Consider the following 23,906-nt stretch of genomic DNA (forward strand, 5'->3'; position numbering starts at 1 on the left):
CGATAAAAAAAGCGGCTCACTGAGCCGCTTTTTGATTTTGCCTGAAAGAAAAACTTACTTTTTCTTCGCTTTCGCGTTCGGCAGGTCGGTGATGCTACCTTCGAAGACTTCTGCCGCCAGGCCAACGGACTCGTGCAGAGTTGGGTGAGCGTGGATGGTCAGCGCGATATCTTCAGCGTCACAGCCCATTTCGATCGCCAGACCGATTTCACCCAGCAGCTCGCCGCCGTTGGTGCCGACAATCGCTCCGCCGATAACGCGATGAGATTCTTTGTCGAAAATCAGTTTGGTCATACCGTCAGCGCAGTCGGAAGCGATAGCACGGCCAGAAGCAGCCCACGGGAAGGTGGCGGTTTCGTAGCTGATGCCTTTCTCTTTCGCTTCTTTCTCCGTCAGGCCAACCCATGCAACTTCCGGCTCGGTATAGGCGATGGACGGAATCACTTTCGGGTCGAAGTAGTGCTTCATGCCGGCGATAACTTCGGCAGCAACGTGGCCTTCGTGAACGCCTTTGTGCGCCAGCATCGGCTGACCGACGATATCGCCGATAGCGAAGATATGCGGCACGTTGGTACGCAGCTGTTTGTCAACGCGGATAAAGCCACGCTCGTCAACTTCAACGCCTGCTTTACCGGCATCGAGGTTTTTACCGTTCGGCACGCGACCGATAGCCACCAGCACGGCGTCATAGCGCTGCGCTTCAGCCGGGGCTTTTTTGCCTTCCATGGAAACGTAGATACCGTCTTCTTTCGCTTCAACGGCGGTCACTTTGGTTTCCAGCATCAGGTTAAATTTCTTACTGATGCGCTTGGTGAAGACTTTCACCACGTCTTTATCTGCTGCCGGGATCACCTGGTCGAACATTTCAACCACGTCAATCTCTGAACCCAGCGCATGGTATACGGTACCCATTTCCAGACCGATGATACCGCCGCCCATAACCAGCAGGCGTTTTGGTACGGTTTTCAGCTCCAGCGCATCAGTGGAGTCCCATACGCGCGGATCTTCATGCGGAATGAACGGCAGTTCGATCGGACGGGAACCCGCCGCGATGATAGCGTTGTCGAAGTTGATCACGGTTTTGCCGTTTTCGCCTTCCACTTCCAGGGTGTTAGCGCCGGTAAATTTACCCAGACCGTTAACCACCTTCACTTTACGCCCTTTGGCCATGCCAGCCAGACCGCCGGTCAGCTGAGTGATGACTTTTTCTTTCCAGGTGCGAATCTTGTCAATGTCGGTTTTCGGCTCACCGAAAACGATGCCGTGTTCGGCCAGCGCTTTCGCTTCTTCGATAACTTTAGCAACGTGCAGCAGTGCTTTAGAAGGGATACAGCCGACGTTCAGGCAAACACCGCCGAGGGTGCTGTAACGTTCTACGATGACGGTTTCCAGACCTAAATCAGCGCAACGGAAGGCAGCAGAATAACCTGCGGGGCCTGCCCCAAGTACCACGACCTGAGTTTTGATTTCAGTACTCATCATGACCTCTGTAATTTGTATCCGGCGGGTCTGACGCTATTGTTTTTACGCCCATGTCCACCGGGACGTTCTATCCGCAAGCATTTTACAAAATTGTTAACAATTTTGAAACAACAAACGGCAAACGATTTTGTCCTTTATTGCTGGTAACTTCAAAACGGATAAGAGATTACCAGAAAAAAGCCGGCCGTCAGGCCGGCTTTTCGCTTACATCACCAGGCGGCGAATGTCGCTCAGCATATTGTTGATGATGGTGATAAAGCGCGCACCATCAGCACCGTCGATCACGCGGTGGTCGAAGGACAGAGAGATCGGCATCATCAGACGCGGCACGAACTCTTTACCATTCCATACCGGCTCCATCGCGGATTTAGACACGCCGAGGATAGCCACTTCCGGCGCGTTCACAATCGGCGCGAAGTGGGTGGTACCCAGGCCGCCGATGCTGGAGATAGTGAAGCAACCACCCTGCATTTCGCCAGCGGTCAGCTTACCATCACGCGCTTTCTTAGAAATCACGGTCAGTTCACGAGACAGCTCGGTAATGCTCTTCTTGTTCACGTCTTTAAAGACCGGAACAACCAGACCATTCGGGGTATCAACCGCCACACCGATGTTGATGTATTTCTTCAGCGTCAGACGCTGAGCATCTTCAGACAGGGAGCTGTTGAAGCGCGGCATCTGCTCAAGCGCCGCGGCAACGGCTTTCATGATGAAAACAACCGGAGTGAATTTCACGTCCAGCTTACGCTTCTCAGCTTCGGCGTTCTGCTGTTTACGGAACGCTTCCAGATCGGTGATATCGGTTTTGTCGAAGTGCGTAACGTGCGGGATCATCACCCAGTTACGGCTCAGGTTAGCGCCAGAGATCTTCTGGATGCGGCCCAGTTCAACTTCTTCCACTTCACCAAACTTGCTGAAGTCCACTTTCGGCCACGGCAGCATGCCCGGGATACCGCCGCCGGTAGCAGCAGGCGCGGCTTCAGCGCGTTTAACCGCTTCTTTCACGTAGGCCTGAACGTCTTCGCGCAGGATACGGCCTTTACGACCGGAACCTTTCACTTTCGCCAGGTTGACGCCGAATTCGCGCGCCAGACGACGAATCAGCGGCGTTGCGTGAACGTAAGCGTCGTTTTCAGCAAACTCAGATTTGCCTTCCGCTTTTGCAGCAGGCGCTGCGGCAGGTTTAGCCGCCTGAGCCGGTGCTGCAGCAGGAGCCGGAGCGGCTGCGGCCGGAGCCGCGGCAGGCGCTGCGCCTTCCACTTCGAAGACCATGATCAGAGAACCGGTGGAAACTTTGTCGCCGGTGCTGATTTTGATCTCTTTCACGGTACCCGCGAACGGCGCCGGCACTTCCATGGAAGCTTTGTCGCCTTCAACAGTGATCAGTGACTGTTCAGCGGCAATTTTATCGCCCACTTTCACCATCACTTCGGTCACTTCAACTTCATCACCGCCGATATCCGGAACGTGAACTTCTTTAGAACCCGAAGCTGCCGGTGCAGCAGCAGCCGGAGCGGCTTCCGCTTTTGCCGGAGCTGCGGCAGGCGCTGCGCCCGCCACTTCGAAGATCATGATCAGGGAACCCGTGGACACTTTGTCGCCGGTGTTGATTTTGATCTCTTTCACGGTGCCCGCGAACGGCGCCGGTACTTCCATAGAAGCTTTGTCGCCTTCTACGGTAATCAGGGATTGTTCAGCGGCGATGGTGTCGCCCACTTTGACCATGATTTCCGTGACTTCAACTTCATCACCGCCGATATCCGGTACATGAACTTCTTTCGCGCTGGCGGCTGCCGGTGCTGCGGCGGCCGGAGCGGCTTCTTTCTTCTCTTCCTGCGCAGGTGCAGCGGCTGCTGCACCATCGGCGGAATCGAAAATCATGATCAGTTTACCGGTCTCGGTTTTGTCGCCGACGGAGACTTTGATCTCTTTAACGACGCCAGCCTGCGGAGACGGAACTTCCATAGAGGCTTTGTCGCCTTCTACGGTGATCAGCGACTGTTCAGCTTCAACTTTGTCGCCCACTTTGACCAGAATCTCGGTGATTTCAACTTCATCAGCCCCGATGTCCGGTACTTTGATTTCGATAGCCATTATTCTTTTACCTCTTACGCCAGACGCGGGTTAACTTTATCTGCATCGATGTTGAATTTAGTGATGGCTTCCGCAACCACTTTCTTATCGATTTCGCCACGTTTAGCCAGTTCGCCCAGCGCTGCTACCACTACGTAGGAAGCGTCAACTTCGAAGTGGTGACGCAGGTTTTCACGGCTGTCAGAGCGACCGAAGCCGTCGGTACCCAGTACGCGGTAATCATCGGCCGGTACGTAAGTACGAACCTGCTCAGCGAACAGTTTCATATAGTCAGTCGATGCGACTGCCGGAGCGTCGTTCATCACCTGAGCAATATACGGAACGCGCGGCGTTTCCAGCGGGTGCAGCATGTTCCAGCGTTCACAATCCTGGCCATCGCGCGCCAGTTCGGTGAAGGAGGTGACGCTATAAACGTCAGAACCTACGCCGTAGTCGTTAGCCAGGATCTGCGCGGCTTCACGAACGTGACGCAGGATAGAACCGGAGCCCAGCAGTTGAACTTTACCTTTGCTACCTTCAACGGTTTCGAGTTTGTAGATACCTTTACGGATACCTTCCTCGGCGCCTTCCGGCATGGCCGGCATGTGGTAGTTTTCGTTCAGCGTGGTGATGTAGTAGTAAACGTTCTCTTGTTTCTCACCGTACATACGCTCCAGACCATCGTGCATGATGACCGCAACTTCGTACGCGTAAGACGGATCGTAAGAGATACAGTTCGGGATGGTCAGAGACTGAATATGGCTATGGCCATCTTCGTGCTGCAGACCTTCGCCGTTCAGCGTCGTACGACCGGAAGTACCACCGATCAGGAAGCCGCGAGCCTGCTGGTCGCCGGCCTGCCAGCACAGGTCGCCGATACGCTGGAACCCGAACATGGAGTAGTAGATGTAGAACGGGATCATCGGCAGGTTGTTGGTGCTGTAGGAGGTCGCAGCAGCCAACCAGGACGCGCCTGCACCCAGTTCGTTGATACCTTCCTGCAGAATCTGGCCTTTCTCGTCTTCTTTGTAGTATGCAACCTGCTCACGGTCCTGCGGGGTGTACTGCTGGCCGTTCGGGCTGTAGATACCGATCTGACGGAACAGACCTTCCATACCAAAGGTACGCGCTTCATCGGCGATGATCGGCACGAGGCGGTCTTTGATGGATTTGTTCTTCAGCATCACGTTCAGAGCACGAACGAACGCGATAGTGGTAGAGATCTCTTTATTCTGCTCTTCCAGCAGTGGCCCGAAATCTTCCAGAGTCGGCAGCTCCAGCTTCTCATCGAAGTTCGGCTGACGGCTCGGCAGATAGCCGTGCAGTTTCTGACGCTGGGCGTGCAGATAGGTGTGCTCTTCGGAACCTTCCGGGAAGGTCACGTACGGCAGTTTTTCGATATCCGCATCGGCAACCGGCACGTTGAAACGATCGCGGACGTAGCGAACGCCGTCCATGTTCATTTTCTTAACCTGGTGGGCGATGTTTTTACCTTCAGCGGTGTCACCCATGCCGTAACCTTTAATGGTATGGGCGAGGATAACGGTAGCTTTGCCTTTGGTTTCCTGCGCTTTTTTCAGTGCAGCATAGACTTTCTTCGGATCGTGGCCGCCGCGGTTGAGGGCCCAGATCTGCTCGTCAGTCCAGTCGGCAACCAGCGCTGCGGTTTCCGGATATTTACCGAAGAAGTGCTCACGCACGTAGGCGCCATCTTTGGATTTGAAGGTCTGGTAGTCACCGTCAACGGTCTCTTCCATCAGCTGGATCAGTTTACCGCTGGTGTCTTTACGCAGCAGTTCGTCCCAGCGTCCGCCCCAGATAACCTTGATAACGTTCCAGCCAGCACCGCCAAAGATGCCTTCCAGTTCGTTAATGATCTTGCCATTACCGGTAACCGGGCCGTCAAGACGCTGCAGGTTACAGTTGATAACGAAGACCAGGTTGTCCAGTTTCTCACGGGTCGCGATGGTGATCGCGCCTTTGGATTCCGGTTCGTCCATCTCACCGTCGCCCAGGAAGGCGTAAACGGTTTGTTTGGAAGTATCTTTCAGACCACGGTGTTCCAGATATTTCAGGAACTTAGCCTGATAAATCGCGCCGATAGGGCCCAGGCCCATAGAAACGGTCGGGAACTGCCAGAATTCCGGCATCAGTTTCGGGTGCGGATAAGAGGACAGACCTTTACCGTGAACTTCCTGACGGAAGTTGTTCATCTGCTCTTCAGTCAGACGACCTTCCAGGAAGGCACGCGCGTAGACGCCCGGAGAGATGTGGCCCTGGAAGTAAACCAGATCGCCGCCGTCCTGCTCGTTGCGTGCGCGGAAGAAGTGGTTAAAGCACACTTCGTAGAAGGTTGCGGAAGACTGGAAGGAAGCCATGTGGCCGCCCAGTTCGAGATCCTTTTTCGATGCGCGCAGAACGGTCATGATGGCGTTCCAGCGGATCGCAGAACGGATACGACGTTCCAGATCCAGATTCCCCGGGTATTCCGGTTCATCTTCAACGGCAATAGTGTTTACGTAACCGCCGGTCGATGCGCCAGCAGCCACTTTCACCCCGCCTTTGCGGGCTTCAGAAAGGAGTTGGTCAATAAGATACTGAGCGCGCTCAACACCTTCTTCACGGATGACCGATTCGATCGCCTGTAGCCAGTCGCGAGTTTCGATCGGATCCACGTCATTGGGTAAACGTTCTGACATGGGGGGTATTCCTTATCTATCTAATCGTTGATTAATCTGGAACCTGTCCCATTGAATTCTCGCCAGAGAATGCAATAAGACAGGTTCTGCGTTTAGTTGCCGCGCTCTAAAAATGGCGCTTAAGAACCGGAGTTCTCATCTTTTCGTTGCTGTAAACGACGCAGCGAGCGTTCACGACGGCTCTGCTCACGGCTACGATCCAGCAAAATTTCCTCAATGAACGCCAGGTGACGATGCGACGCTTCACGCGCCTGCTCCGGTTCCCCGGCGATTATCGCCTCAAAAATGCGAGTACGATGATTGCTGACCTGCGGGAGCATCTCCCGACGGGCGTACAACAATTCAAAATTCTGGCGAACGTTCTGGGCCAGCATCGGCTCCATACAGCGTAGTAGATGGAGCAGCACCACATTGTGCGCCGCTTCGGTGACGGCAATTTGATACTGGACGACGGCATCGGATTCGGCGTCAAGATCGCCGGACTGCTGAGCCCGCTCAATGGCCTGATGCAGCTCGCGAATACGTTCGCGGTCTTCATCGTTGCTGCGCAGCGCTGCGTAATAAGCCGCAATGCCTTCAAGCGCGTGACGGGTTTCCAGCAGATCGAATTGGGATTCAGGGTGGTCGGACAGTAGCTCTACCAGCGGGTCGCTGAAGCTCTGCCACAGGCGGCTTTGTACAAACGTTCCGCCCCCCTGGCGACGAAGCAACAAGCCCTTAGCTTCGAGGCGTTGAATAGCCTCACGGAGCGAGGGACGGGAAACGTCGAACTGTTTTGCCAGTTCACGTTCTGGCGGGAGTTTTTCACCGGGGCGCAACGTCCCCTCAAGGATTAAAAACTCCAGCTGCTGCTCTATCACATCGGATAGTTTTGGTTGGCGGATCTTGCTGTAGGCCATATTCCCTGTCTCTGCCATTAGCCCGGAGTCAATTGGTCTTACCAATTCATAGTTCGTATCGCTAAAGTAACAAAGTATTCACCTTCTGTCCATACAGGTTTTGATTGAAATCATTAAACCTGGCACGTTTTAACAACCTTACAGAAATAACATTTCATAAATGTAACTTTGCACAAATGTTGTGTTTACTCACAAAGAGGTAGCGTTAACTTAATCGAAACGAAAAATTACGCTATCTGAACCGATTCAACTCACCAAGTAATGAATATAAATTCAATAAAATCGGATAAATGGCAAAGAAGAGGTAGGAGCGGAATATTGAGATGTGATTTACAAATGGTTTCTTTTTGCTCGCTTCGTCATCATCCCTTCATAAAGCAGGTGCATTCAGCGGCGCTTATCACTATTCTCCATGATACGAAAGGCCTTTTCATGAATTCCCTCTCCGCCTTGCGTAAAGAAATAAATACATCATCGGAATTTGATAATTACACAAACACAACAATATGCGCGTTGCATCACTCGGGGCAAAACGGAGCTCAGGCCCGCTGAAATTTCACTGACTATGCTATCAGGCAGGGATGGACAGCGAAGAAGTCACCTGAAGGATGACGCGGACAAACATAATAACCATAACCACACACGAGGTTTCATGATGGAAGGTCAACAGCATGGCGATCGGCTAAAGCGCGGCCTTAAAAACCGCCATATTCAGCTTATTGCGCTGGGAGGCGCTATCGGTACCGGCTTGTTTCTCGGTAGCGCATCCGTCATCCAAAATGCAGGTCCCGGTATTATTCTGGGCTACGCAATTGCCGGTTTTATTGCCTTCCTGATTATGCGTCAGTTGGGCGAGATGGTCGTTGAAGAACCGGTGGCCGGTTCATTTAGTCATTTTGCCTACAAATACTGGGGCGGCTTTGCGGGCTTCGCTTCCGGCTGGAACTACTGGGTTCTTTACGTGCTGGTCGCGATGGCCGAGCTGACCGCGGTCGGGAAATACGTTCAGTTCTGGTGGCCGGAAATTCCTACCTGGGTTTCTGCGGCCATTTTCTTTATCGCCATCAACGCGATCAACCTGACTAACGTCAAAGTGTTTGGCGAAATGGAGTTCTGGTTCGCTATCATTAAAGTTGTCGCCGTCGTGGCGATGATCCTGTTCGGCGGCTGGCTGCTGTTTAGCGGCAACGGCGGCCCGCAGGCCACCGTACGCAACCTGTGGGAGCAAGGCGGATTCCTGCCGCACGGCTTCACCGGGCTGGTGATGATGATGGCGATTATTATGTTCTCGTTCGGCGGTCTGGAGCTGGTGGGTATTACCGCCGCAGAAGCGGATAACCCGGAACAAAGCATTCCAAAAGCCACTAACCAGGTTATCTACCGTATTCTGATTTTCTATGTGGGCTCGCTGGCCGTTCTGCTTTCGCTGCTGCCATGGAGCCGCGTGACCGCCGATACCAGTCCGTTCGTCCTGATTTTCCATGAGCTGGGCGATACCTTTGTCGCTAACGCCCTGAATATCGTGGTCCTGACCGCGGCGCTTTCGGTGTATAACAGCTGCGTTTACTGCAACAGCCGTATGCTGTTCGGCCTGGCCCAGCAGGGTAACGCGCCAAAAGCGCTGATGAGCGTCGATAAACGCGGCGTGCCGGTCAACACTATTCTGGTCTCCGCGCTGGTGACCGCGCTGTGCGTCCTGATTAACTACTTCGCGCCGGAATCGGCGTTTGGTCTGCTGATGGCGCTGGTAGTTTCTGCCCTGGTGATCAACTGGGCGATGATCAGCCTCGCGCATATCAAATTCCGTCGCGCTAAGCAGCAGCAGGGCGTGGTGACCCGCTTCCCGGCGCTGCTGTATCCGCTGGGCAACTGGATTTGCCTGCTGTTCATGGCGGGAGTACTGGTGATCATGCTGATGACCCCTGGCATGGCGATCTCCGTTTACCTTATTCCGGTATGGATTGCCGTTCTCGGCGTCGGCTACCTGTTTAAGCAGAAAACGGCCAGCACCATTAAAGCATAATCATACATCTCCTGAATCTGTGCCCGCCCGCCGCAGGCGGGCACAGCGCATTGTTATCTGCTTCACACTTTCCCCCTGATAACCGATTTATCCATATCGTTAACCCTTTCCTACAACGCATTTATTTATTACCCGACTAATAATTCTCTCCATACCGCAACGGGGAGATCGCCGCGATGAATGGCAATAAGCTTTCAGTTAAAGAGAAAATAGGCTACGGGATGGGTGATGCCGGATGCAATATCATCTTCGGTGCCATCATGCTGTTTGTTAACTATTTTTATACGGATATTTTTGGCCTCGCACCTGCGCTGGTGGGTGTATTACTGCTCTCTGTACGCGTTATTGATGCGGTTACCGATCCGATTATGGGGGCGATGGCCGACCGTACCCGCAGCAAATATGGCCGTTTTCGTCCATGGCTGCTGTGGATTGCCTTCCCGTACGCGCTGTTCAGCGTCCTGATGTTTACCACGCCGGAGTGGACGTACAATAGCAAGGTTATCTATGCTTTCGTCACCTACTTCCTGCTCTCGCTAACCTATACCGCGATTAACATCCCCTACTGCTCACTGGGTAGCGTGATTACGAATGACCCGCAGGAACGCGTGGCCTGCCAGTCCTATCGCTTCGTGATGGTCGGTATTGCCACTCTTCTGCTATCCCTGACGCTGCTGCCGATGGCGGACTGGTTCGGCGGTGAGGATAAAGCCAAAGGCTACCAGATGGCGATGACCGTGCTGGCGTTTATCGGTATGTGCATGTTCCTGTTCTGCTTTGCCACCGTTCGTGAGCGCGTAAAACCCGCAGTCCAGACCAACGACGAGCTGAAAAAAGATCTGAAAGACGTCTGGAAAAACGACCAGTGGGTTCGCATCCTGCTGTTAACGCTGTGCAACGTCTGTCCGGGCTTTATTCGCATGGCCGCCACCATGTACTACGTCACCTGGGTTATGCAGCAAAGCACCCACTTCGCCACGCTGTTTATCAGCCTTGGCGTGGTCGGGATGATGATCGGTAGTATGCTGGCGAAAGTTCTGACCGACCGCTGGTGTAAACTGCAGGTGTTTTTCTGGACCAATATCGTCCTGGCCGTTTTCTCCTGCGCGTTCTATTTCTTCGACCCGCACGCCACCATGATGATTATGGCGCTCTACTTCCTGCTGAATATCCTGCATCAGATCCCCTCACCGCTGCACTGGTCGCTGATGGCCGACGTTGACGACTACGGCGAATGGAAGACCGGCAAACGCATCACCGGTATCAGCTTCTCCGGCAACCTGTTCTTCCTGAAGGTCGGTCTGGCTATCGCCGGCGCGATGGTTGGCTTCCTGCTCTCCTGGTACGGTTACGATGCTGGCGCGAAACAGCAAAGCGCATCCGCGATTAACGGTATCGTACTGCTATTCAGCGTTATCCCCGGCGTCGGCTATCTCATTACCGCGGGAGTGGTGCGTATGCTGAAGGTTAACCGCGAATTTATGAGGCAAATTCAGTCTGACCTCGAGAAACGCCGGGTCAACTATAGCGAGCTCAATGACTATCAGGAACTGAAAACCGGCGAACATGTAAGGAAAGCGTAATGAAAAACTGGCCGAATCCATTTATTGAACAACGCGCGGACCCGTATATTCTGCGCCATCAGGATAGCTACTACTTTATTGCCTCGGTGCCGGAGTACGACCGTCTGGAAATCCGTCGCTCAGCCACCCTTGAAGGTTTACGCGACGCGCAGCCGGTGGTCGTCTGGCGTAAACCGGACAGCGGCCCGATGAGCCAGCTCATATGGGCGCCGGAGCTGCATGAGATTGACGGAAAATGGTACATCTACTTTGCGGCAACCCACACGCACGATCTGGATGCGCTGGGGATGTTCCAGCACCGCATGTTCGCCCTGGAATGCGCGGACAGCGACCCATTAACCGGTAAATGGCAGGAAAAAGGGCAGATTAAAACGCCGCTTGATACCTTTGCGCTGGATGCCACGACTTTCCGCCATCAGGGTAAGCAGTGGTATCTGTGGGCGCAAAAAGATCCTGAAATTAAAGGCAATACCAACCTCTATCTGGCTGAACTGGAAAATCCGTGGACGCTAAAAGGTCAGCCGGTCATGCTGAGTCAACCCGAGTTCGACTGGGAGTGCCGCGGTTTCCTGGTGAACGAAGGCCCGGCGGTACTGTTCCACGGCGACAAGCTGTTCGTTAGCTATTCCGCCAGCGCCACCGACGAAAACTACTGCATGGGCTTACTGTGGATAGACGTTAGCGCCGACCCGCTCCGGCCGGAAAACTGGCATAAAGCGCCGCAGCCGGTATTCCGCACCAGTTATGAGAATCGTCAGTATGGGCCCGGACACAATAGTTTTACGCAGACGCCGGAGGGAGAAGATGTGCTGGTGTACCACGCGCGTAACTACACCGAAATCGAAGGCGACCCGCTGTACGATCCAAATCGTCATACGCGCCTGAAGCTTATTCGCTGGCAAGAAAACGGGATGCCTGATTTTGGCATCCCGGCAGCAGACACGTATTAAGAGTCATGCCTGCCCGCCAACGGGCAGGCGCTTAAATCAGCGTACCGTAAATGGTCAGCAGCGCCATAATCACCACCACCACCAGCGATGTTTTCTTCGCCATGGAGACCGCCGCCTTCGGCGTGGCCACTTTATCCACGTGCGGCTCACGCGCCAGCGAATACTGCGCCAGACGCGTCAATACCTGGTACTGAGAAGAGTGGCGGTCGCCCAGCGAGGCAAACCACGCCGGTAAGGCTTTTTCCCCGTGTCCAACCAAAGCGTACACCACGCCGACCAGGCGTACCGGAACCCAATCGACCACGTGCAGAATACCGTCGATACCCGACTGTAAGCGATGGCGCGGCGTCTGATAACGCGCCAGCCACGTTTGCCAGGCCCGCAGCGTACAGTAGGCGATCAGGGTTAACGGCCCCCACGGCCCGCCGACCACAAACCAGAACAGCGGAGCAAGATAATAGCGGTAGTTAATCCACAGCAGCGCATTTTGCAGCTCGCTCAGATACTCACGCTGGTCGCAGCCGGGCGGTACGCCGTGGATCAGGGTAAGTTCACTGGCCATGGCGTCGCAGGCGCGGCTATCATCGCGCGCCGCGGCCTTCAGGTAGGCGTGATAGTGCAAACGGACTTTACCTGCGCCGATGCACAGCAGGCCCAGCAGGATCCAGAACACCAGCAGCGGAACGTTAAACAGCTGCCCCTGCAGCAGGCGCTGAATAATAAACACCACTGCCGCCGCCGCGACCGTCATCAGTACGGTTGTCAGCAGGGAATAATGCTTTATCCGGCGAAACAGCACTTCCAGCCGATGATCGAGCTGCCAGTGCTCGCCCAGCTTAAACAAGCGCTCGGCAATGAGGACTAACAGCGTAGTGAACAACGTCATGGCATCTCCTTATTCTGACGATGGGGTTAACAGACCGCGAAATTTTACCCAGTCAAAAGCCGGGCCGGGATCCGTTTTACGCACTGGCGCAATATCGCTATGGCCGGTGATATTGTCGGCTATCGCCGGATAGAGCGGGATAAGCTGACGGGTAACGGCTGCCAGCTGCTGATACTGCGCGTCGGTATAAGCCAGCTCGTCGGTCCCTTCCAGCTCAATGCCTATCGAAAAATCGTTGCAGCGCTCGCGCCCGTGATAGCTTGAAACACCCGCGTGCCACGCGCGCTTGTCGAAAGGCACATACTGCACGATTTCACCATCGCGGCGAATCAGACAATGCGCCGAAACGCGAAGATGGGCAATCTCGGCAAAGAAAGGATGGGCATGGGGATCGAGCGTACCGCTGAACAGGGCATCAATCCACGGGCCGCCAAATTCGCCGGGCGGTAGGCTTATATTGTGCACCACCAGCAAAGAGGGAGTTTCATTATCCGGACGACTATCTTGATGCGGCGAAGGTACCCGACGCGCCTCGACCAGCCATCCCCCGTTCAACTGCATGTTGAGTCTCCTTTTACTAGCTTATGCATTCGCGGCACCGCGTCCAACAAATCCCCGGCATCATACGCCCTGTCGCTCAGCGGACTAACGCCAAAAGCTGAAACCGCCGGCAAAATGAAGCGGATGTGGTACAAAAACGTTGTTCAGGTTAGCATGTTTCCCACTTCTGAATCTTATCTATCTGGAGCTTTATCATGACGCCTCGTCGCTACAATCCCGACCGCCGCCGTGACGCGCTGCTGGAGCGTATTAATCTTGATATTACCGATGCCGTCGCCCAATCCCTGCGGGAAGATTTAGGCGGTGAAGTGGATGCGAATAACGACATTAGCGCACAATTATTGCCGCAGGACGCGCGCTCGCATGCGGTCGTGATCACCCGCGAAGATGGCGTATTTTGCGGTAAACGCTGGGTAGAAGAAGTCTTTATTCAGCTTGCGGGCGATGACGTTAACTTCACCTGGCATGTTGCCGATGGCGATGCGGTAAAAGCAAACCAGCCGCTGTTCGAGCTGGATGGCCCTTCGCGTATTCTGCTCACCGGCGAGCGCACCGCGCTTAATTTCGTGCAGACGTTGTCCGGGGTGGCGAGTGAAGTCCGCCGCTATGTCGATCTGCTGGCGGGCACCAAAACTCAGCTGCTCGATACGCGCAAAACGCTGCCGGGTCTGCGCACGGCGCTGAAGTACGCGGTCTTATGCGGCGGCGGTGCCAACCATCGCCTGGGCCTCTCCGATGCCTTTCTGATTAAAGAGAATCATATTATCGCTTCCGGCTCGGTACGGCAGGCGGTTGAAAAAGCGTTCTGGCTACACCCTGATGTGCCGGTAGAAGTGGAAGTCGAAACCCTTGAAGAGTTGGACGAAGCGCTGAAAGCCGGCGCCGACATCATTATGCTCGACAACTTCACTACCGACCTGATGCGCGAAGCGGTCAAACTCACCCAGGGTCAGGCGGCGCTGGAAGTCTCCGGCAACGTCACATTCGATACCATTCGTGAATTTGCCGAAACCGGCGTCGACTACATCTCCGTTGGCGCGTTGACGAAACACGTGCGCGCCCTCGACCTCTCTATGCGTTTTCGCTAATCCCCCTGCCCCGGTTTTCACTTTATGCCGGGGCTCGCTTTTGCGAACTGACTCGCATGCCAATAATCCCTCCATGCAAGCGGCCCAAAAAGCCTGGAACCCGGCTTCCTTAGGCGAAATCTGCGGCTCGTATCGCTAAAAAAAGCCCGGCAAAGTGCTCCCGAAGATAACAAGGAGCAACTTATGAACAAACAACATGGCTTTACCCTCATCGAACTCATGGTGGTCATCGGGATCATCGCCATTCTCAGCGCAATCGGCATTCCGGCCTATCAGAACTACCTGCGAAAAGCGGCGCTTACCGACATGCTACAAACCTTCGTCCCTTTCCGTACCGCCATTGAGCTATGCGCGCTGGAGCACGGCGGATTAACCCCCTGCGATGGCGGAAGCAATGGGATCCCCTCCCCCGCAACCACCCGCTACGTCTCCGCTATGACCGTAGCGACGGGCGTTGTCACGCTCACCGGCCAGGAAAGTCTCAATGGCCTGAGCGTCACTATGACGCCGTCCTGGGATAACGCTAACGGTATCACCGGCTGGCAGCGCGTTTGTAATATTACCGGCGATAGCGCACTCAAGCAGGCCTGTGAAGATGTGTTCCGTTTTAACTGAGGGGGCGGCAATGAAAACTGAACAATTGATCCCCCTGTGCCAGCGCTACAAGGCATTGCTGCTCGATAGCGATGAACACACCATTGCCATCGCCGTAGTCGATGCCCCTGCGCCGGAACTCATGGAAGCCCTGCGCTTCGCGACTCAGAAAAGGATTGATATCGAATGCTGGAGCCAGGACCGGATGGACAAACGGCTGCAGACGCCGGGAATATCAACGCTCGCCCCACCTGTTGAAGCCTCAGCCAGCGTCGTTGAACAGGTGAATAACCTTCTCGAACAAGCCCTGCGCCAGCGCGCGTCTGATATTCATATCGAACCCGGCGACGATCGCCTGAGAATTCGCCTGCGGGTAGACGGCGTACTCCATTCTCTTGCGCCGCTAGCCGCGGAGCTCGCCGCCCCAATCACCGCCCGACTTAAGGTGCTCGGTAATCTGGATATCGCCGAACATCGGGTACCGCAGGACGGTCAGTTCACCCTCACGCTCTCCGAGCGTCCGATCTCGTTTCGGATCGCCACGCTTCCCTGCCGCGGAGGGGAGAAAATCGTTCTGCGTTTACTACATCAGGTTGAACAAGCGCTGGACCTGGAGGCGCTGGGGCTCTCCTCCCAGCAGCTTGCCGCCTTCCGCTCGGCGCTAAACCAACCCCAGGGCCTGATGCTGGTTACCGGTCCGACGGGAAGTGGGAAAACCGTCACTTTATACAGCGCGCTACAGGCGCGGAATCGCGACGAGGTCAATATATGCAGCGTTGAAGATCCGCTAGAGATCCCCATTGTGGGGATGAATCAGACGCAGATTAACCCCCGGGCGGGTTTAACCTTTCACAGTGTACTGCGCGCCCTGCTCCGTCAGGATCCTGATATCGTAATGGTGGGAGAAATACGCGATGCGGAAACCGCTGAAATCGCGATAAAAGCAGCGCAGACCGGGCACCTGGTGCTAATTACAACTCTCTAATAACTTACTTTGATTTGTATCGCGGGTATTAAGCGGCTTCGAGGATATGGGACAGGGCAATCATTCGGATTCGTTCTTGTGTGTAACCTGCCAAACGGTACTTTTTCACCAATTCGTAGCCTACACGGTCAAGGCTCTCTAAAGCAGCTTCAGACAGCTTCACAATGATGTTATTTCGGTTGTCTCCACCCTCACAGTGAAACGGTGCTCTTGCTGCTGAAGCGGTCACACGTGTAATCTGTGGCTTAGGCTTAGGCGGCTGTCTACGGCTCTTTGAGCAATCAACACAGCTACCCGATGAGACATAACGGATAAATGAGCCGCAATGAATACACGGCTTATCAGAGTTAGTGAAAGTATTAGCCATTTAAGAGTCCTTCTAAGTAGCTGGTGATTCTTGCTTGCTGAAAACGTGTTGAACCATCGTTTGAACGCCTGATTAGCTTGCTCATCAAATGAGGGTGAATCTTACCAACCAGATTAGCGCCGATGATTAGACGCTTTTCAGAATCGTAATAGTTAATTGGTGCATTAATTGTATCTTCCATTATCAGCCCCCTCTTACCATATGTTTAATTGCCTCTTTCAAGGCTGCATCTCTTTGCTGTTCAATTGTTGGCTTAGGCTTCACCTTGTACGTGGTTACCGATTTAGATGGCTTCACTGTTGGCTTCGGTTTGTTACCTGAAGCAAGTAGCTTATAAGTTGATTCACTAATTTCTGCTTGACCGTTGAAATATTTAAATTCCATCGAGTCAGTAAGATGATTATAGCTGCCACGTTTGGACAGCCCTTTCATTGGAATACTCATTATTCGGTTACTTCTTCAGACTCAGTTACAATCACGTTTAAATAGCTTTCAAATGATTTAATTGAATCCAGAGCTTTACGGGCTTCAATCACAATCTTGTTTCGCTGGTGGACAGCTTCAGCGGCTTTCACTTTCAAACGCTCAATCATTTTGTCAATGGTTGATTCAGCTTCTGCTTTAGCTTTATCTGTGATTTCCTGAAGAGGATTATCTTTAGCGTTCTTTGGCATACGAATAAAGGTAACCATCCCAACAGATACACGGTGTACCATGAAACCTTGTTCAGCCATGCTTTGAATCACTTGTTGCTGGTTAGTGGGATAAACCTGCTTCACAATGAATCCGTGACGTTCTGAAGGATTAGCCAGATATTCAGCGACCTTCTGATTAATCAACACTGAACGAGATTCTACAGCATCCTGATATTCAGCCTCAGCTTTATTCATTCGGTCAGTGGCCTGTTGAATCCGTGGGAAGTACAACTTTTCAATATGCTGTTTCTGTTCGAACGGTAATAAGTGGGAAATGCTTGCAACTGGCGATTCAATTCTTACAGCTTGATTTAAATTAGTCATTAGTAATTACTCTTAGTCTGGTTTGCTTAGATTTCAGAAAGCACAAAACCGCATCCAGCCAACTTAATGTTACGGGACACGGTTCAATGTTTTCAAATTAGGGCTGTTCATCTTCTCAAGAGGAATTCCCGTCACTCGTTCGGGATGGATGCCAAAGAAGATAAACAGAAGGAAACTGAGGAGTCAGATAATAAATCGGGGATTGATGGATGGTGAAATACCCCCTAACTCATATAACCATTCTTTCATACATTAACAAATTGTCAACAGTTTCTAAGTGATTATTTCTCGGATAAACCTGACGAGCAACAACCTTTTACATGGCTGACATCCTAAAATCTTTTGATTGCCTCACTATAAAGCTTTAGATAAAAACCTTATAAAGCCACAATTATATAATTTCAAGCTTTACTCTCTGGCGCCACCATCTCGAACCATTTTTGCCAAATCATTAACTGAACTATCATTTTGAATGCTATGCTCTAGCTCAGACCAAACTTCCCAGTCAACATCAACTTCATCGATACTTTTATCACCGAAGCATATCGATATATACCGGACAATATTTCGGCAAACTAAATAGTAGTTCAATGCCTCAAGTCTTGAAGCTGGTTCAGGTGATGATAAATGGGTAAGTTCATTTCGTCTTTTTGAGATGACTTCATAAAGAGAAATCTGATTTTCAGATAACTCTTTTACACCCAACCTCCCCCACCGTTTAATTCTTTTACGACATGAGGAGAATTGATACTCTGCCATATGCCTGTCAATGCTTTTTCTTCTAATGCCTTCTATGCCATACTCTTCTACATCTTTCAAGGTGTATTTATCATCATTACAAATCCTCTGTAAATTTGAGGACAATTCCTTTTCGTAGACATAGAATTCATATTCTTCCAGCAGGCAAAACAAGTAAAGAATTGTTTGCGCCGACATAATTTCTTCAGGCTTAGTCATTTCATGAATATTAATGAACTTTCGCCCCCCACCTTTTCCTTTTTCTGGAGTTTTAAAGTCATTAATAACATGTATTGCAAGCTGGAATAGTTCGGATGTCTTCAGGGCTAATGGGAGGATTGTTTTATCCAATCTTGGACGGTTTGCTGCACTATGTAAACTTGGGCCAGTAGACCATTTCTCCTCCGAAAATGACATTGCCGAATTAGCAGCGACGGCCAACTCACAAGCGTAAAGTGCGGAATGAACATACAATTCCATTTTCTTTATTAAATCCACAGCTTTCATCTGTTGCCTCATTATCAATAATGAATACTTAGTGACGGCTATATTATATACTGCAATAGAATTGAGTGCTATAGCGAAAAGCAATAACTACCAATTTTATCAACTGAAAGGTTCATATTGTCTGCTTCCACTCACAGTAGTGATACCTTTGCATTGTTAAAGTCACACAACTATTATTTTATCACAACCACTAATCTCATTCATTTTCTTATTGAGCAACACCGCTAAGGTCTGCTGTCGTGTTAAATCATATTTTTCACCTAATTGACTCAATAGTTCAAGCGTCTTGACTGGCATATTGACTACTGAAGCCTGTTTCTTATCCGGCATTGTTTAACTCCTCTTTCACGATAATTTCTAAGGTCTTCTGACGGCTCAGGCCGTACAGCTTAGATAGCGCTTCTAGCTTTTTTATTAGTGCTGGCGCAATATGCACCACTACGTATTTCATTTTACAATTCCTCATAAACTGGCATTTTAATTGGTTCGTCGTCTTCCTCTGAATCACTGACAAAAAGATAATTCAGTTTACTTTCTGATTTAGGCTTTGGTTTAGAAAGACGGATAATAACTGGTTCAATCTCTTCTACAACGTCAATAACTGGATTCTCATCTCCTTCAATCACTGGAAAGGGAAGGACATTATTAGAATCACTGGTAATTATGGTCTCTGGTTCAGATACTGATTCAGGTTTATTATCTTGCTGGTGGCGTTTAATTAATTCAGGTGGCATGATTTCAACTGTGTACACCTTAGAACTATCATAACGCTGAATAGAACTAATAAGACATGATTCATGTAATTGGGTTAAAGCCCCTATAGCAACCTTTCGTCCAATACCAAACAATTCACACAGGTAATTAATTGAGGGGAAGACTTCTTGACCGTTTCTTTGAAGACCTACCATAAACAGGTAAATCATTTTAGCTGAAAGAGATAACTTAACACCGTTGAAAGAAGTGATTCGGGTTACATCACTATAAGCGGGGGTAAACGGGATTTCATAGAGTTTCATTCATGGGATTTTCCTAATATCAGAAATGCCTTTTAACAAGGCCGTATATTGTTCGGTTTAAGCTGTGATTACATTTTCACGAATCATGTTTTTAATCAGGGCTGAGTAGCTAACACCCTGTTTCGCTGCCATTTCAACAATTTTACGGTGAATGGCGTGTGATACTTCAACGCGGATTGTTACTTGCTGTGGGATGTCTTTTCTCATTGGGCTTTCCTTCATGCAATTCAATAAGCTACAGAAATACTGTAACAATACATTAACAATCTGTCAACATATTTGTTTGATTTTTAATCTCAAATAGTATAAGGGATTCTTTTTTGCATGATTAGTTGAAGGGTGGGGATACCAAAACGGTATAGGGGGTCTACCAAAAGGGAATGGGGGGTGTACCAAAACGGCATAGGGGGTATGCCAAAAGGAAACACTATTAGAATAAAGATAAGAATAGAGAACAGAATAACTAAATAGATTACTGTAAAGAGGGCTAACGCCCTGAATCACCATGATTTATTTACCTTAACCGATTGTAATCGATTGTTTTTTATGCTACCCTAAAACCTCTTAACAGATTCTTTTTGTTCTTTGTTTTTCATCTTCTTGTCTCTGAGTATCTTTTAAGAGTTCTTTAAAGAAGCCCCTCTAACCTCACCTTGCTTCGCTCATCGGTGATTCTGGTTTCCACCTTGTAGCCTTCAATAAATCATATCGGGATCCGTGAAAGAGGCTTTGAAGCTGGTGGATGAATTTTCACAAATATTATTTTTCTAAAAAATTTTCAGACCTATTTTTATTTCAGCTTTACCGGAAACTTTCAGCATATCTAAAGCAACTTTGAAGATTTTGGATAGTCTGAATCTCTCTGCTTAGTAGCGCCCTTTTCAAAGACTCCATACCAATGGCAAAAAATGAACATATCTGAGCCTGTGCAGCGTTCTAAGCGATTATTTAATGATGGTAATCCTGACCCATAGGTTAATAATAAAGACTGCTTAGAATGCGTTACAGGGATCCTGATAAACGCCAGACATAAAAAAGCCCCAATAAAGGGGCATTGTGAATCACTATCTAATTGTTACTTGTTCAGTCGATAGAAAGTTGCCTTACTGATTTCTAACTCTTTCTGTACCTGAGCAGGGGAATAACCTTGTGCAATCAGTTCCTGAACCTGTTCAGACGTTGCTTTGATAGGTCTGCCGCAATGCTTGCCTTCAGACTGAGCACGTTTAATCCCTGCTGTTCTGCGCTCTGCTATCAAGTCTTTCTCTAAAGAAGCCAATCCAGCCATCATCGTGAGCATCGCTTTACCCACTGGCGTTGATAGGTCGAACCCCTCACGCAAGCTGATAACCTTCACACCTTTAGCCTGTAAAGTCTCAACCGTTGAGAGAACATCGATAGTGTTACGGCCTAAGCGGTCAATAGCGATAACAATCAACGTGTCACCTTCACGGACATAGTTCAGCAGGTCACCGAACCCTTTACGCTCTGTAGCCTTAATGCCACCTGATACAGCCTCATCAGAGAACCACTTACCAACCTGATAACCAGCTTCTTTAATCTGCTGCTTCTGATTCTCAATAGTCTGGTCAGAAGTTGATACACGGACGTAAGCGATTACAGATGACATTATGGTGATTCCCTGAAAATTGTCTCAAAACCTAGTCTCAAAATAATACATGTATCAAAACTTAAAATCAACCTTTTGAGACGAGCTAATTACACCTTTAGAGACCCTTTTCAGCAGTATCAAAACCACTTCCTTTTGAGACTGCATCGACTGAGGGTTGATTGTAACCACATGACCAATCAATTATCTTAAAAGCCACTTGATAGCCCCTAACATAGACGGTAAGAGCATGTTACACACAGCGGCATTGATTGCCCCAATCATCGGTTATTGTTCGTTCAGTTGTGGGATGACCTCATACTTATGGTGTAAAGGTAAAGAGTTGAGCAAGTTGGGGTGGGTGCTTGCCATCTTTAACGTTGCAGCATTTTTATACCTGAATCACATATTGCTTATTGACCTGATTCAACGTGTGGCTGATACGTCTGATGGCTATATAAGCATCTTTGATGATGACTTTGTGTCGGATGTTTCCCGCAACACCATTCAGATTATGATTACCTATATAGCGGCCTCAACTGCTGGTGGTTACTTTGGAGCAAAGAAGAAATTTAAACAGGATTAAATTCACTGAATAATGCCTGTTCTGAATAAAGAACAGTTAATAGGCTACAGCTATTGATAATTCTTGTTTCGATAGGTGTTTTTAAGCCATCTATGAACACTGTTTTTCACTGTTAATTTAGCCATCTAAACGGCGATTCTTCAGCGTTAGCAAGTCATTGAAGGGGTCACTATGGAAATTTCAAGAATCGAAAAGGAATCCCGCCTAACCATAGCGCCTTATTAACTGTCACAATGACGAACTTTTCACTAAGATAATAAGGACTACGCAGCAAAGGATTTTCAAAGGAAATGAAAGAAACCATTTATAACATCTTCTACTTTTGTCCTGATGGTGTTCACATTACACATTGCGGAATCGTTTCTCATGAACGTGATGGTGACGAAAATCAAAAACTGGAATTTTTAAGTAAGCAGTTAGACACAGATTTAGCTTCTTGTAGGTCATTTCATGACATTCATCCTTCTGTACTCGATGATGACAAAAAACTGACACTTACAAGGTACAACACCAACTTGAGAGTGGGTAATAGTTACATGCCTTTTGAGTTAGCTCTTGAGGCTGTCAAAGCCCCTATTAACCCCTTAATGATTGTTACACCAGTGGTTCAGGGTAAGTTACAATATCATATAAAACATCCGGTTGATGAAAAATTAAGAAATGAACATACCCCTAACTATCATATTGAGGGGGTTCTTGACATTCCAGACTATCTTAATAAGTATTTGACGGGAGGTAAATTCCACCTCAAAAAGCTGATTAATGATGACCACATGGAGCCTGTGAAGCTTCTTTTTAATCAAAAACACTATATATCGAGCTTTAAGCTACTTGTTTCATTAATTGATACCATTGCTTACCTTGAATATGGTGACGTGAAAAGGAACTTCCAACAATGGCTCGATACCTATTCAGAAATCAGCAAGTTAGACATTACACCTGATGAAGTCTATCAGTTGAGAAACTCTTTATTGCACATGACCAACCTCAACTCCAGAGATGTTCTGAGGAAAAAGCATCGACGCCTAAGTATTGCCATTTGCAAAAGAGGTCATCCGACTCAGTATCATGATGAAATTGTATATTTCAACTTTACAGACTTTTTATTCATCTTTGATGAAGCTGTTGATAGATGGGTTGATAGCTACAAAGATAGTAAAAAGCAGTTAACTTTGATTGAAAGATATGATGAAGTATTGAGAGACAGCTTCTAAATAGCGAAAAGAGGGGGGCGAGCCGCCCCTATTATCTCAATAACGCCTGTAGGGTAAGATTAATTAAAAGACCCTTTACTATTGGATAGAGCTATCAGGCATGGATATACATCACCCTAAAGTAAAACTAGCTCACTATTTTCCATGAATTTATTCCTTTACATGACCATTAACTCACCGAATTAATTTATCAAATAAAAACTCATTCATTACCATTACCCTTATCCTTATCCTTACCCAAATTATTCATCTCTATTTCCTTTTCTAACATCATATCAAACCTCCTACTAAGAAAAGAATGCCCAATAAGTTTTTTGTCTTTTATATCTTTTAAAAATGAAGCAAACTCATCTCTTGATTCAATGTTTTCATAATTAAAATACAGGTCAGCTATTGCATTAACTCTCTCGCTCGCAGCCTGATACTGACTCAATCTTGAATTAACTTTATCCTCGGTTAATTTCAACTCAAAATTAATATCATCTAACTTCTTTTGTGATTCAGCATACGTCTTTTTCAATTCTTCTATGGAATTATCAATTTTAGCTTTTCTGGCATTTAAAATAGATACCCGAGTCTGCCCCCTTGCTTCAACTAAATTACTTTTTGAATTTTCTTTCTGTCTTGATAAATTTTCAGCATTTTCAGCCTCGACTTTTTTATCCGCAAGGTCAATCTCAATCTGATATTTTTCAAGCGCAGATACTTTGTCACTTTCTTTCTTCTTTTCAGAAACCCAGTTGTGGAATAGAGACAACCACCACTGAACAAATGGCATACCTATAAAAAGCACCACTCCTATAAAAATAGGAATCCAAAAGTAATCCATCCATAAATTAGACTGAGTAATCACTGCATGTATTCTTGCTTCAATATTTTCTTTACTCATAAAAAGAAATAATATATTAGTCCAATTACACGATACCCAAGAGAAGAAAACATACCCCCACAATGGACTTGAAATTCTGTCCCTAAAGGACTGCGCTATCTGGCTTACTGGCTCTTTAACAATCTCGTTCATATATCC

At 49.2% G+C, this 23,906-nt stretch carries 24 protein-coding genes and 1 pseudogene; 8 read left to right on the forward strand and 17 right to left on the reverse strand.

Annotated elements, in window-relative coordinates; genetic code table 11:
* Positions 1–54: 54 nt before the first annotated feature.
* The 4 genes from lpdA to pdhR all read right to left on the reverse strand — a co-directional run bounded on the left by lpdA (position 55) and on the right by pdhR (position 7,153).
* On the reverse strand, positions 55–1,479 hold the full coding sequence (gene lpdA / locus GUC22_RS22350; protein ID WP_004098637.1) for a dihydrolipoyl dehydrogenase: 1,425 nt from the start codon (positions 1,477–1,479) through the stop codon (positions 55–57).
* A 207-nt stretch (positions 1,480–1,686) separates the two neighbouring features.
* A complete protein-coding gene (gene aceF, locus GUC22_RS22355; RefSeq protein WP_004872140.1) occupies positions 1,687–3,576 on the reverse strand; it encodes a pyruvate dehydrogenase complex dihydrolipoyllysine-residue acetyltransferase in 1,890 nt (629 codons plus the stop codon).
* Between the two features lie 14 nt (positions 3,577–3,590).
* Positions 3,591–6,254 (reverse strand): pyruvate dehydrogenase (acetyl-transferring), homodimeric type, encoded by a 2,664-nt coding sequence (gene aceE / locus GUC22_RS22360; RefSeq protein WP_049090141.1) that lies wholly within the window; start codon positions 6,252–6,254, stop codon positions 3,591–3,593.
* A gap of 119 nt (positions 6,255–6,373) precedes the next feature.
* Entirely contained in the window at positions 6,374–7,153 is a 780-nt protein-coding gene (gene pdhR / locus GUC22_RS22365; RefSeq protein ID WP_004098632.1) for a pyruvate dehydrogenase complex transcriptional repressor PdhR, read from the reverse strand.
* A 652-nt stretch (positions 7,154–7,805) separates the two neighbouring features.
* On the opposite strand from pdhR, the gene aroP reads away from it, so the two are divergent.
* The 3 genes from aroP (at position 7,806) to GUC22_RS22380 (ending at position 11,709) form a co-directional block, all read left to right on the forward strand.
* Positions 7,806–9,176 carry an aromatic amino acid transporter AroP gene (gene aroP / locus GUC22_RS22370; RefSeq protein ID WP_098067371.1) on the forward strand — a complete coding sequence of 457 codons (1,371 nt, stop codon included), beginning with the start codon at positions 7,806–7,808 and terminating at the stop codon, positions 9,174–9,176.
* Positions 9,177–9,352: 176 nt separating this feature from the next.
* A complete protein-coding gene (locus GUC22_RS22375; RefSeq protein ID WP_004872145.1) occupies positions 9,353–10,759 on the forward strand; it encodes a glycoside-pentoside-hexuronide (GPH):cation symporter in 1,407 nt (468 codons plus the stop codon).
* Positions 10,759–11,709, forward strand: coding sequence for a family 43 glycosylhydrolase (locus tag GUC22_RS22380; RefSeq protein ID WP_024360321.1), 951 nt, complete (start codon positions 10,759–10,761; stop codon positions 11,707–11,709). Before GUC22_RS22375 ends, GUC22_RS22380 begins: the two co-directional genes overlap by 1 nt.
* A 31-nt stretch (positions 11,710–11,740) precedes the next feature.
* Here the strand turns inward: GUC22_RS22380 and ampE are convergent, their stop codons facing one another.
* Positions 11,741–12,595 carry a beta-lactamase regulator AmpE gene (gene ampE / locus GUC22_RS22385; RefSeq protein WP_024360320.1) on the reverse strand — a complete coding sequence of 285 codons (855 nt, stop codon included), beginning with the start codon at positions 12,593–12,595 and terminating at the stop codon, positions 11,741–11,743.
* 9 nt (positions 12,596–12,604) lie between these two features.
* Positions 12,605–13,156 (reverse strand): 1,6-anhydro-N-acetylmuramyl-L-alanine amidase AmpD, encoded by a 552-nt coding sequence (gene ampD, locus GUC22_RS22390; RefSeq protein WP_004872150.1) that lies wholly within the window; start codon positions 13,154–13,156, stop codon positions 12,605–12,607.
* A gap of 194 nt (positions 13,157–13,350) precedes the next feature.
* Here ampD and nadC point away from each other — a divergent pair, with 194 nt between their 5' ends.
* From nadC to GUC22_RS22405, 3 genes and pseudogenes are all read left to right on the forward strand, one after another.
* Positions 13,351–14,244: a carboxylating nicotinate-nucleotide diphosphorylase gene (gene nadC / locus GUC22_RS22395; RefSeq protein WP_004872153.1), complete on the forward strand. Its 894-nt coding sequence runs from the start codon at positions 13,351–13,353 to the stop codon at positions 14,242–14,244.
* A gap of 183 nt (positions 14,245–14,427) precedes the next feature.
* The gene (ppdD, locus tag GUC22_RS22400) at positions 14,428–14,859 is read left to right on the forward strand and encodes a prepilin peptidase-dependent pilin (RefSeq protein WP_004872155.1); all 432 of its coding nucleotides are present in this window, start codon (positions 14,428–14,430) and stop codon (positions 14,857–14,859) included.
* A 10-nt stretch (positions 14,860–14,869) separates the two neighbouring features.
* Positions 14,870–15,814 (forward strand): annotated as a pseudogene (locus tag GUC22_RS22405) (ATPase, T2SS/T4P/T4SS family); the annotation flags it as partial.
* Positions 15,815–15,851: 37 nt separating this feature from the next.
* On the opposite strand, the gene GUC22_RS22410 reads toward GUC22_RS22405, so the two are convergent.
* The 10 genes from GUC22_RS22410 to GUC22_RS22450 all read right to left on the reverse strand — a co-directional run bounded on the left by GUC22_RS22410 (position 15,852) and on the right by GUC22_RS22450 (position 21,100).
* Positions 15,852–16,190, reverse strand: coding sequence for a hypothetical protein (locus GUC22_RS22410; protein ID WP_160183771.1), 339 nt, complete (start codon positions 16,188–16,190; stop codon positions 15,852–15,854).
* A complete protein-coding gene (locus tag GUC22_RS22415) occupies positions 16,183–16,371 on the reverse strand; it encodes a hypothetical protein (protein WP_160183772.1) in 189 nt (62 codons plus the stop codon). Before GUC22_RS22415 ends, GUC22_RS22410 begins: the two co-directional genes overlap by 8 nt.
* Positions 16,372–16,373: 2 nt before the next feature.
* Entirely contained in the window at positions 16,374–16,634 is a 261-nt protein-coding gene (locus tag GUC22_RS22420; RefSeq protein ID WP_160183773.1) for a hypothetical protein, read from the reverse strand.
* Positions 16,634–17,209, reverse strand: a complete 576-nt coding sequence (locus GUC22_RS22425) for a hypothetical protein (RefSeq protein WP_227673663.1) — start codon at positions 17,207–17,209, stop codon at positions 16,634–16,636. The genes GUC22_RS22420 and GUC22_RS22425 overlap by 1 nt, the downstream gene beginning before the upstream one ends.
* A 408-nt stretch (positions 17,210–17,617) precedes the next feature.
* Complete coding sequence (locus GUC22_RS22430) at positions 17,618–18,454, reverse strand: hypothetical protein (protein WP_038991815.1); 837 nt, start codon at positions 18,452–18,454, stop codon at positions 17,618–17,620.
* A 162-nt stretch (positions 18,455–18,616) separates the two neighbouring features.
* A complete protein-coding gene (locus GUC22_RS22435; RefSeq protein WP_154598169.1) occupies positions 18,617–18,784 on the reverse strand; it encodes a hypothetical protein in 168 nt (55 codons plus the stop codon).
* Complete coding sequence (locus tag GUC22_RS27525) at positions 18,774–18,905, reverse strand: hypothetical protein (RefSeq protein ID WP_256044401.1); 132 nt, start codon at positions 18,903–18,905, stop codon at positions 18,774–18,776. Before GUC22_RS27525 ends, GUC22_RS22435 begins: the two co-directional genes overlap by 11 nt.
* Position 18,906: 1 nt before the next feature.
* Positions 18,907–19,470 carry a helix-turn-helix domain-containing protein gene (locus GUC22_RS22440; protein WP_049086393.1) on the reverse strand — a complete coding sequence of 188 codons (564 nt, stop codon included), beginning with the start codon at positions 19,468–19,470 and terminating at the stop codon, positions 18,907–18,909.
* 57 nt (positions 19,471–19,527) lie between these two features.
* Positions 19,528–19,677, reverse strand: coding sequence for a hypothetical protein (locus tag GUC22_RS22445; protein WP_154598168.1), 150 nt, complete (start codon positions 19,675–19,677; stop codon positions 19,528–19,530).
* Between the two features lie 868 nt (positions 19,678–20,545).
* Positions 20,546–21,100, reverse strand: a complete 555-nt coding sequence (locus tag GUC22_RS22450; protein WP_160183774.1) for a recombinase family protein — start codon at positions 21,098–21,100, stop codon at positions 20,546–20,548.
* Between the two features lie 229 nt (positions 21,101–21,329).
* Between GUC22_RS22450 and GUC22_RS22455 the strand changes: the two genes are divergently transcribed.
* Positions 21,330–21,665, forward strand: a complete 336-nt coding sequence (locus GUC22_RS22455; RefSeq protein ID WP_042893383.1) for a hypothetical protein — start codon at positions 21,330–21,332, stop codon at positions 21,663–21,665.
* Positions 21,666–21,955: 290 nt separating this feature from the next.
* A complete protein-coding gene (locus GUC22_RS22460; protein WP_160183775.1) occupies positions 21,956–22,879 on the forward strand; it encodes a hypothetical protein in 924 nt (307 codons plus the stop codon).
* Between the two features lie 202 nt (positions 22,880–23,081).
* On the opposite strand, the gene GUC22_RS22465 is transcribed toward GUC22_RS22460, so the two are convergent.
* On the reverse strand, positions 23,082–23,900 hold the full coding sequence (locus GUC22_RS22465) for a hypothetical protein (protein ID WP_160183776.1): 819 nt from the start codon (positions 23,898–23,900) through the stop codon (positions 23,082–23,084).
* Positions 23,901–23,906: the final 6 nt, after the last annotated feature.

The organism is Klebsiella sp. MPUS7 (genome assembly GCF_009905335.1).
In the GTDB taxonomy this organism is placed as follows: Bacteria; Pseudomonadota; Gammaproteobacteria; order Enterobacterales; family Enterobacteriaceae; genus Klebsiella; species Klebsiella grimontii.

What these genes read in the sequence shown, in the direction of transcription:
- lpdA (WP_004098637.1), bottom strand. Translation starts at nt 1,479, where the DNA reads ATGAGTACTGAAATCAAAACTCAGGTCGTGGTACTTGGGGCAGGCCCC.
- aceF (WP_004872140.1), bottom strand. Translation starts at nt 3,576, where the DNA reads ATGGCTATCGAAATCAAAGTACCGGACATCGGGGCTGATGAAGTTGAA.
- aceE (WP_049090141.1), bottom strand. Translation starts at nt 6,254, where the DNA reads ATGTCAGAACGTTTACCCAATGACGTGGATCCGATCGAAACTCGCGAC.
- pdhR (WP_004098632.1), bottom strand. Translation starts at nt 7,153, where the DNA reads ATGGCCTACAGCAAGATCCGCCAACCAAAACTATCCGATGTGATAGAG.
- aroP (WP_098067371.1), top strand. Translation starts at nt 7,806, where the DNA reads ATGATGGAAGGTCAACAGCATGGCGATCGGCTAAAGCGCGGCCTTAAA.
- GUC22_RS22375 (WP_004872145.1), top strand. Translation starts at nt 9,353, where the DNA reads ATGAATGGCAATAAGCTTTCAGTTAAAGAGAAAATAGGCTACGGGATG.
- GUC22_RS22380 (WP_024360321.1), top strand. Translation starts at nt 10,759, where the DNA reads ATGAAAAACTGGCCGAATCCATTTATTGAACAACGCGCGGACCCGTAT.
- ampE (WP_024360320.1), bottom strand. Translation starts at nt 12,595, where the DNA reads ATGACGTTGTTCACTACGCTGTTAGTCCTCATTGCCGAGCGCTTGTTT.
- ampD (WP_004872150.1), bottom strand. Translation starts at nt 13,156, where the DNA reads ATGCAGTTGAACGGGGGATGGCTGGTCGAGGCGCGTCGGGTACCTTCG.
- nadC (WP_004872153.1), top strand. Translation starts at nt 13,351, where the DNA reads ATGACGCCTCGTCGCTACAATCCCGACCGCCGCCGTGACGCGCTGCTG.
- ppdD (WP_004872155.1), top strand. Translation starts at nt 14,428, where the DNA reads ATGAACAAACAACATGGCTTTACCCTCATCGAACTCATGGTGGTCATC.
- GUC22_RS22410 (WP_160183771.1), bottom strand. Translation starts at nt 16,190, where the DNA reads ATGGCTAATACTTTCACTAACTCTGATAAGCCGTGTATTCATTGCGGC.
- GUC22_RS22415 (WP_160183772.1), bottom strand. Translation starts at nt 16,371, where the DNA reads ATGGAAGATACAATTAATGCACCAATTAACTATTACGATTCTGAAAAG.
- GUC22_RS22420 (WP_160183773.1), bottom strand. Translation starts at nt 16,634, where the DNA reads ATGAGTATTCCAATGAAAGGGCTGTCCAAACGTGGCAGCTATAATCAT.
- GUC22_RS22425 (WP_227673663.1), bottom strand. Translation starts at nt 17,209, where the DNA reads ATGACTAATTTAAATCAAGCTGTAAGAATTGAATCGCCAGTTGCAAGC.
- GUC22_RS22430 (WP_038991815.1), bottom strand. Translation starts at nt 18,454, where the DNA reads ATGAAAGCTGTGGATTTAATAAAGAAAATGGAATTGTATGTTCATTCC.
- GUC22_RS22435 (WP_154598169.1), bottom strand. Translation starts at nt 18,784, where the DNA reads ATGCCGGATAAGAAACAGGCTTCAGTAGTCAATATGCCAGTCAAGACG.
- GUC22_RS27525 (WP_256044401.1), bottom strand. Translation starts at nt 18,905, where the DNA reads ATGAAATACGTAGTGGTGCATATTGCGCCAGCACTAATAAAAAAGCTA.
- GUC22_RS22440 (WP_049086393.1), bottom strand. Translation starts at nt 19,470, where the DNA reads ATGAAACTCTATGAAATCCCGTTTACCCCCGCTTATAGTGATGTAACC.
- GUC22_RS22445 (WP_154598168.1), bottom strand. Translation starts at nt 19,677, where the DNA reads ATGAGAAAAGACATCCCACAGCAAGTAACAATCCGCGTTGAAGTATCA.
- GUC22_RS22450 (WP_160183774.1), bottom strand. Translation starts at nt 21,100, where the DNA reads ATGTCATCTGTAATCGCTTACGTCCGTGTATCAACTTCTGACCAGACT.
- GUC22_RS22455 (WP_042893383.1), top strand. Translation starts at nt 21,330, where the DNA reads ATGTTACACACAGCGGCATTGATTGCCCCAATCATCGGTTATTGTTCG.
- GUC22_RS22460 (WP_160183775.1), top strand. Translation starts at nt 21,956, where the DNA reads ATGAAAGAAACCATTTATAACATCTTCTACTTTTGTCCTGATGGTGTT.
- GUC22_RS22465 (WP_160183776.1), bottom strand. Translation starts at nt 23,900, where the DNA reads ATGAACGAGATTGTTAAAGAGCCAGTAAGCCAGATAGCGCAGTCCTTT.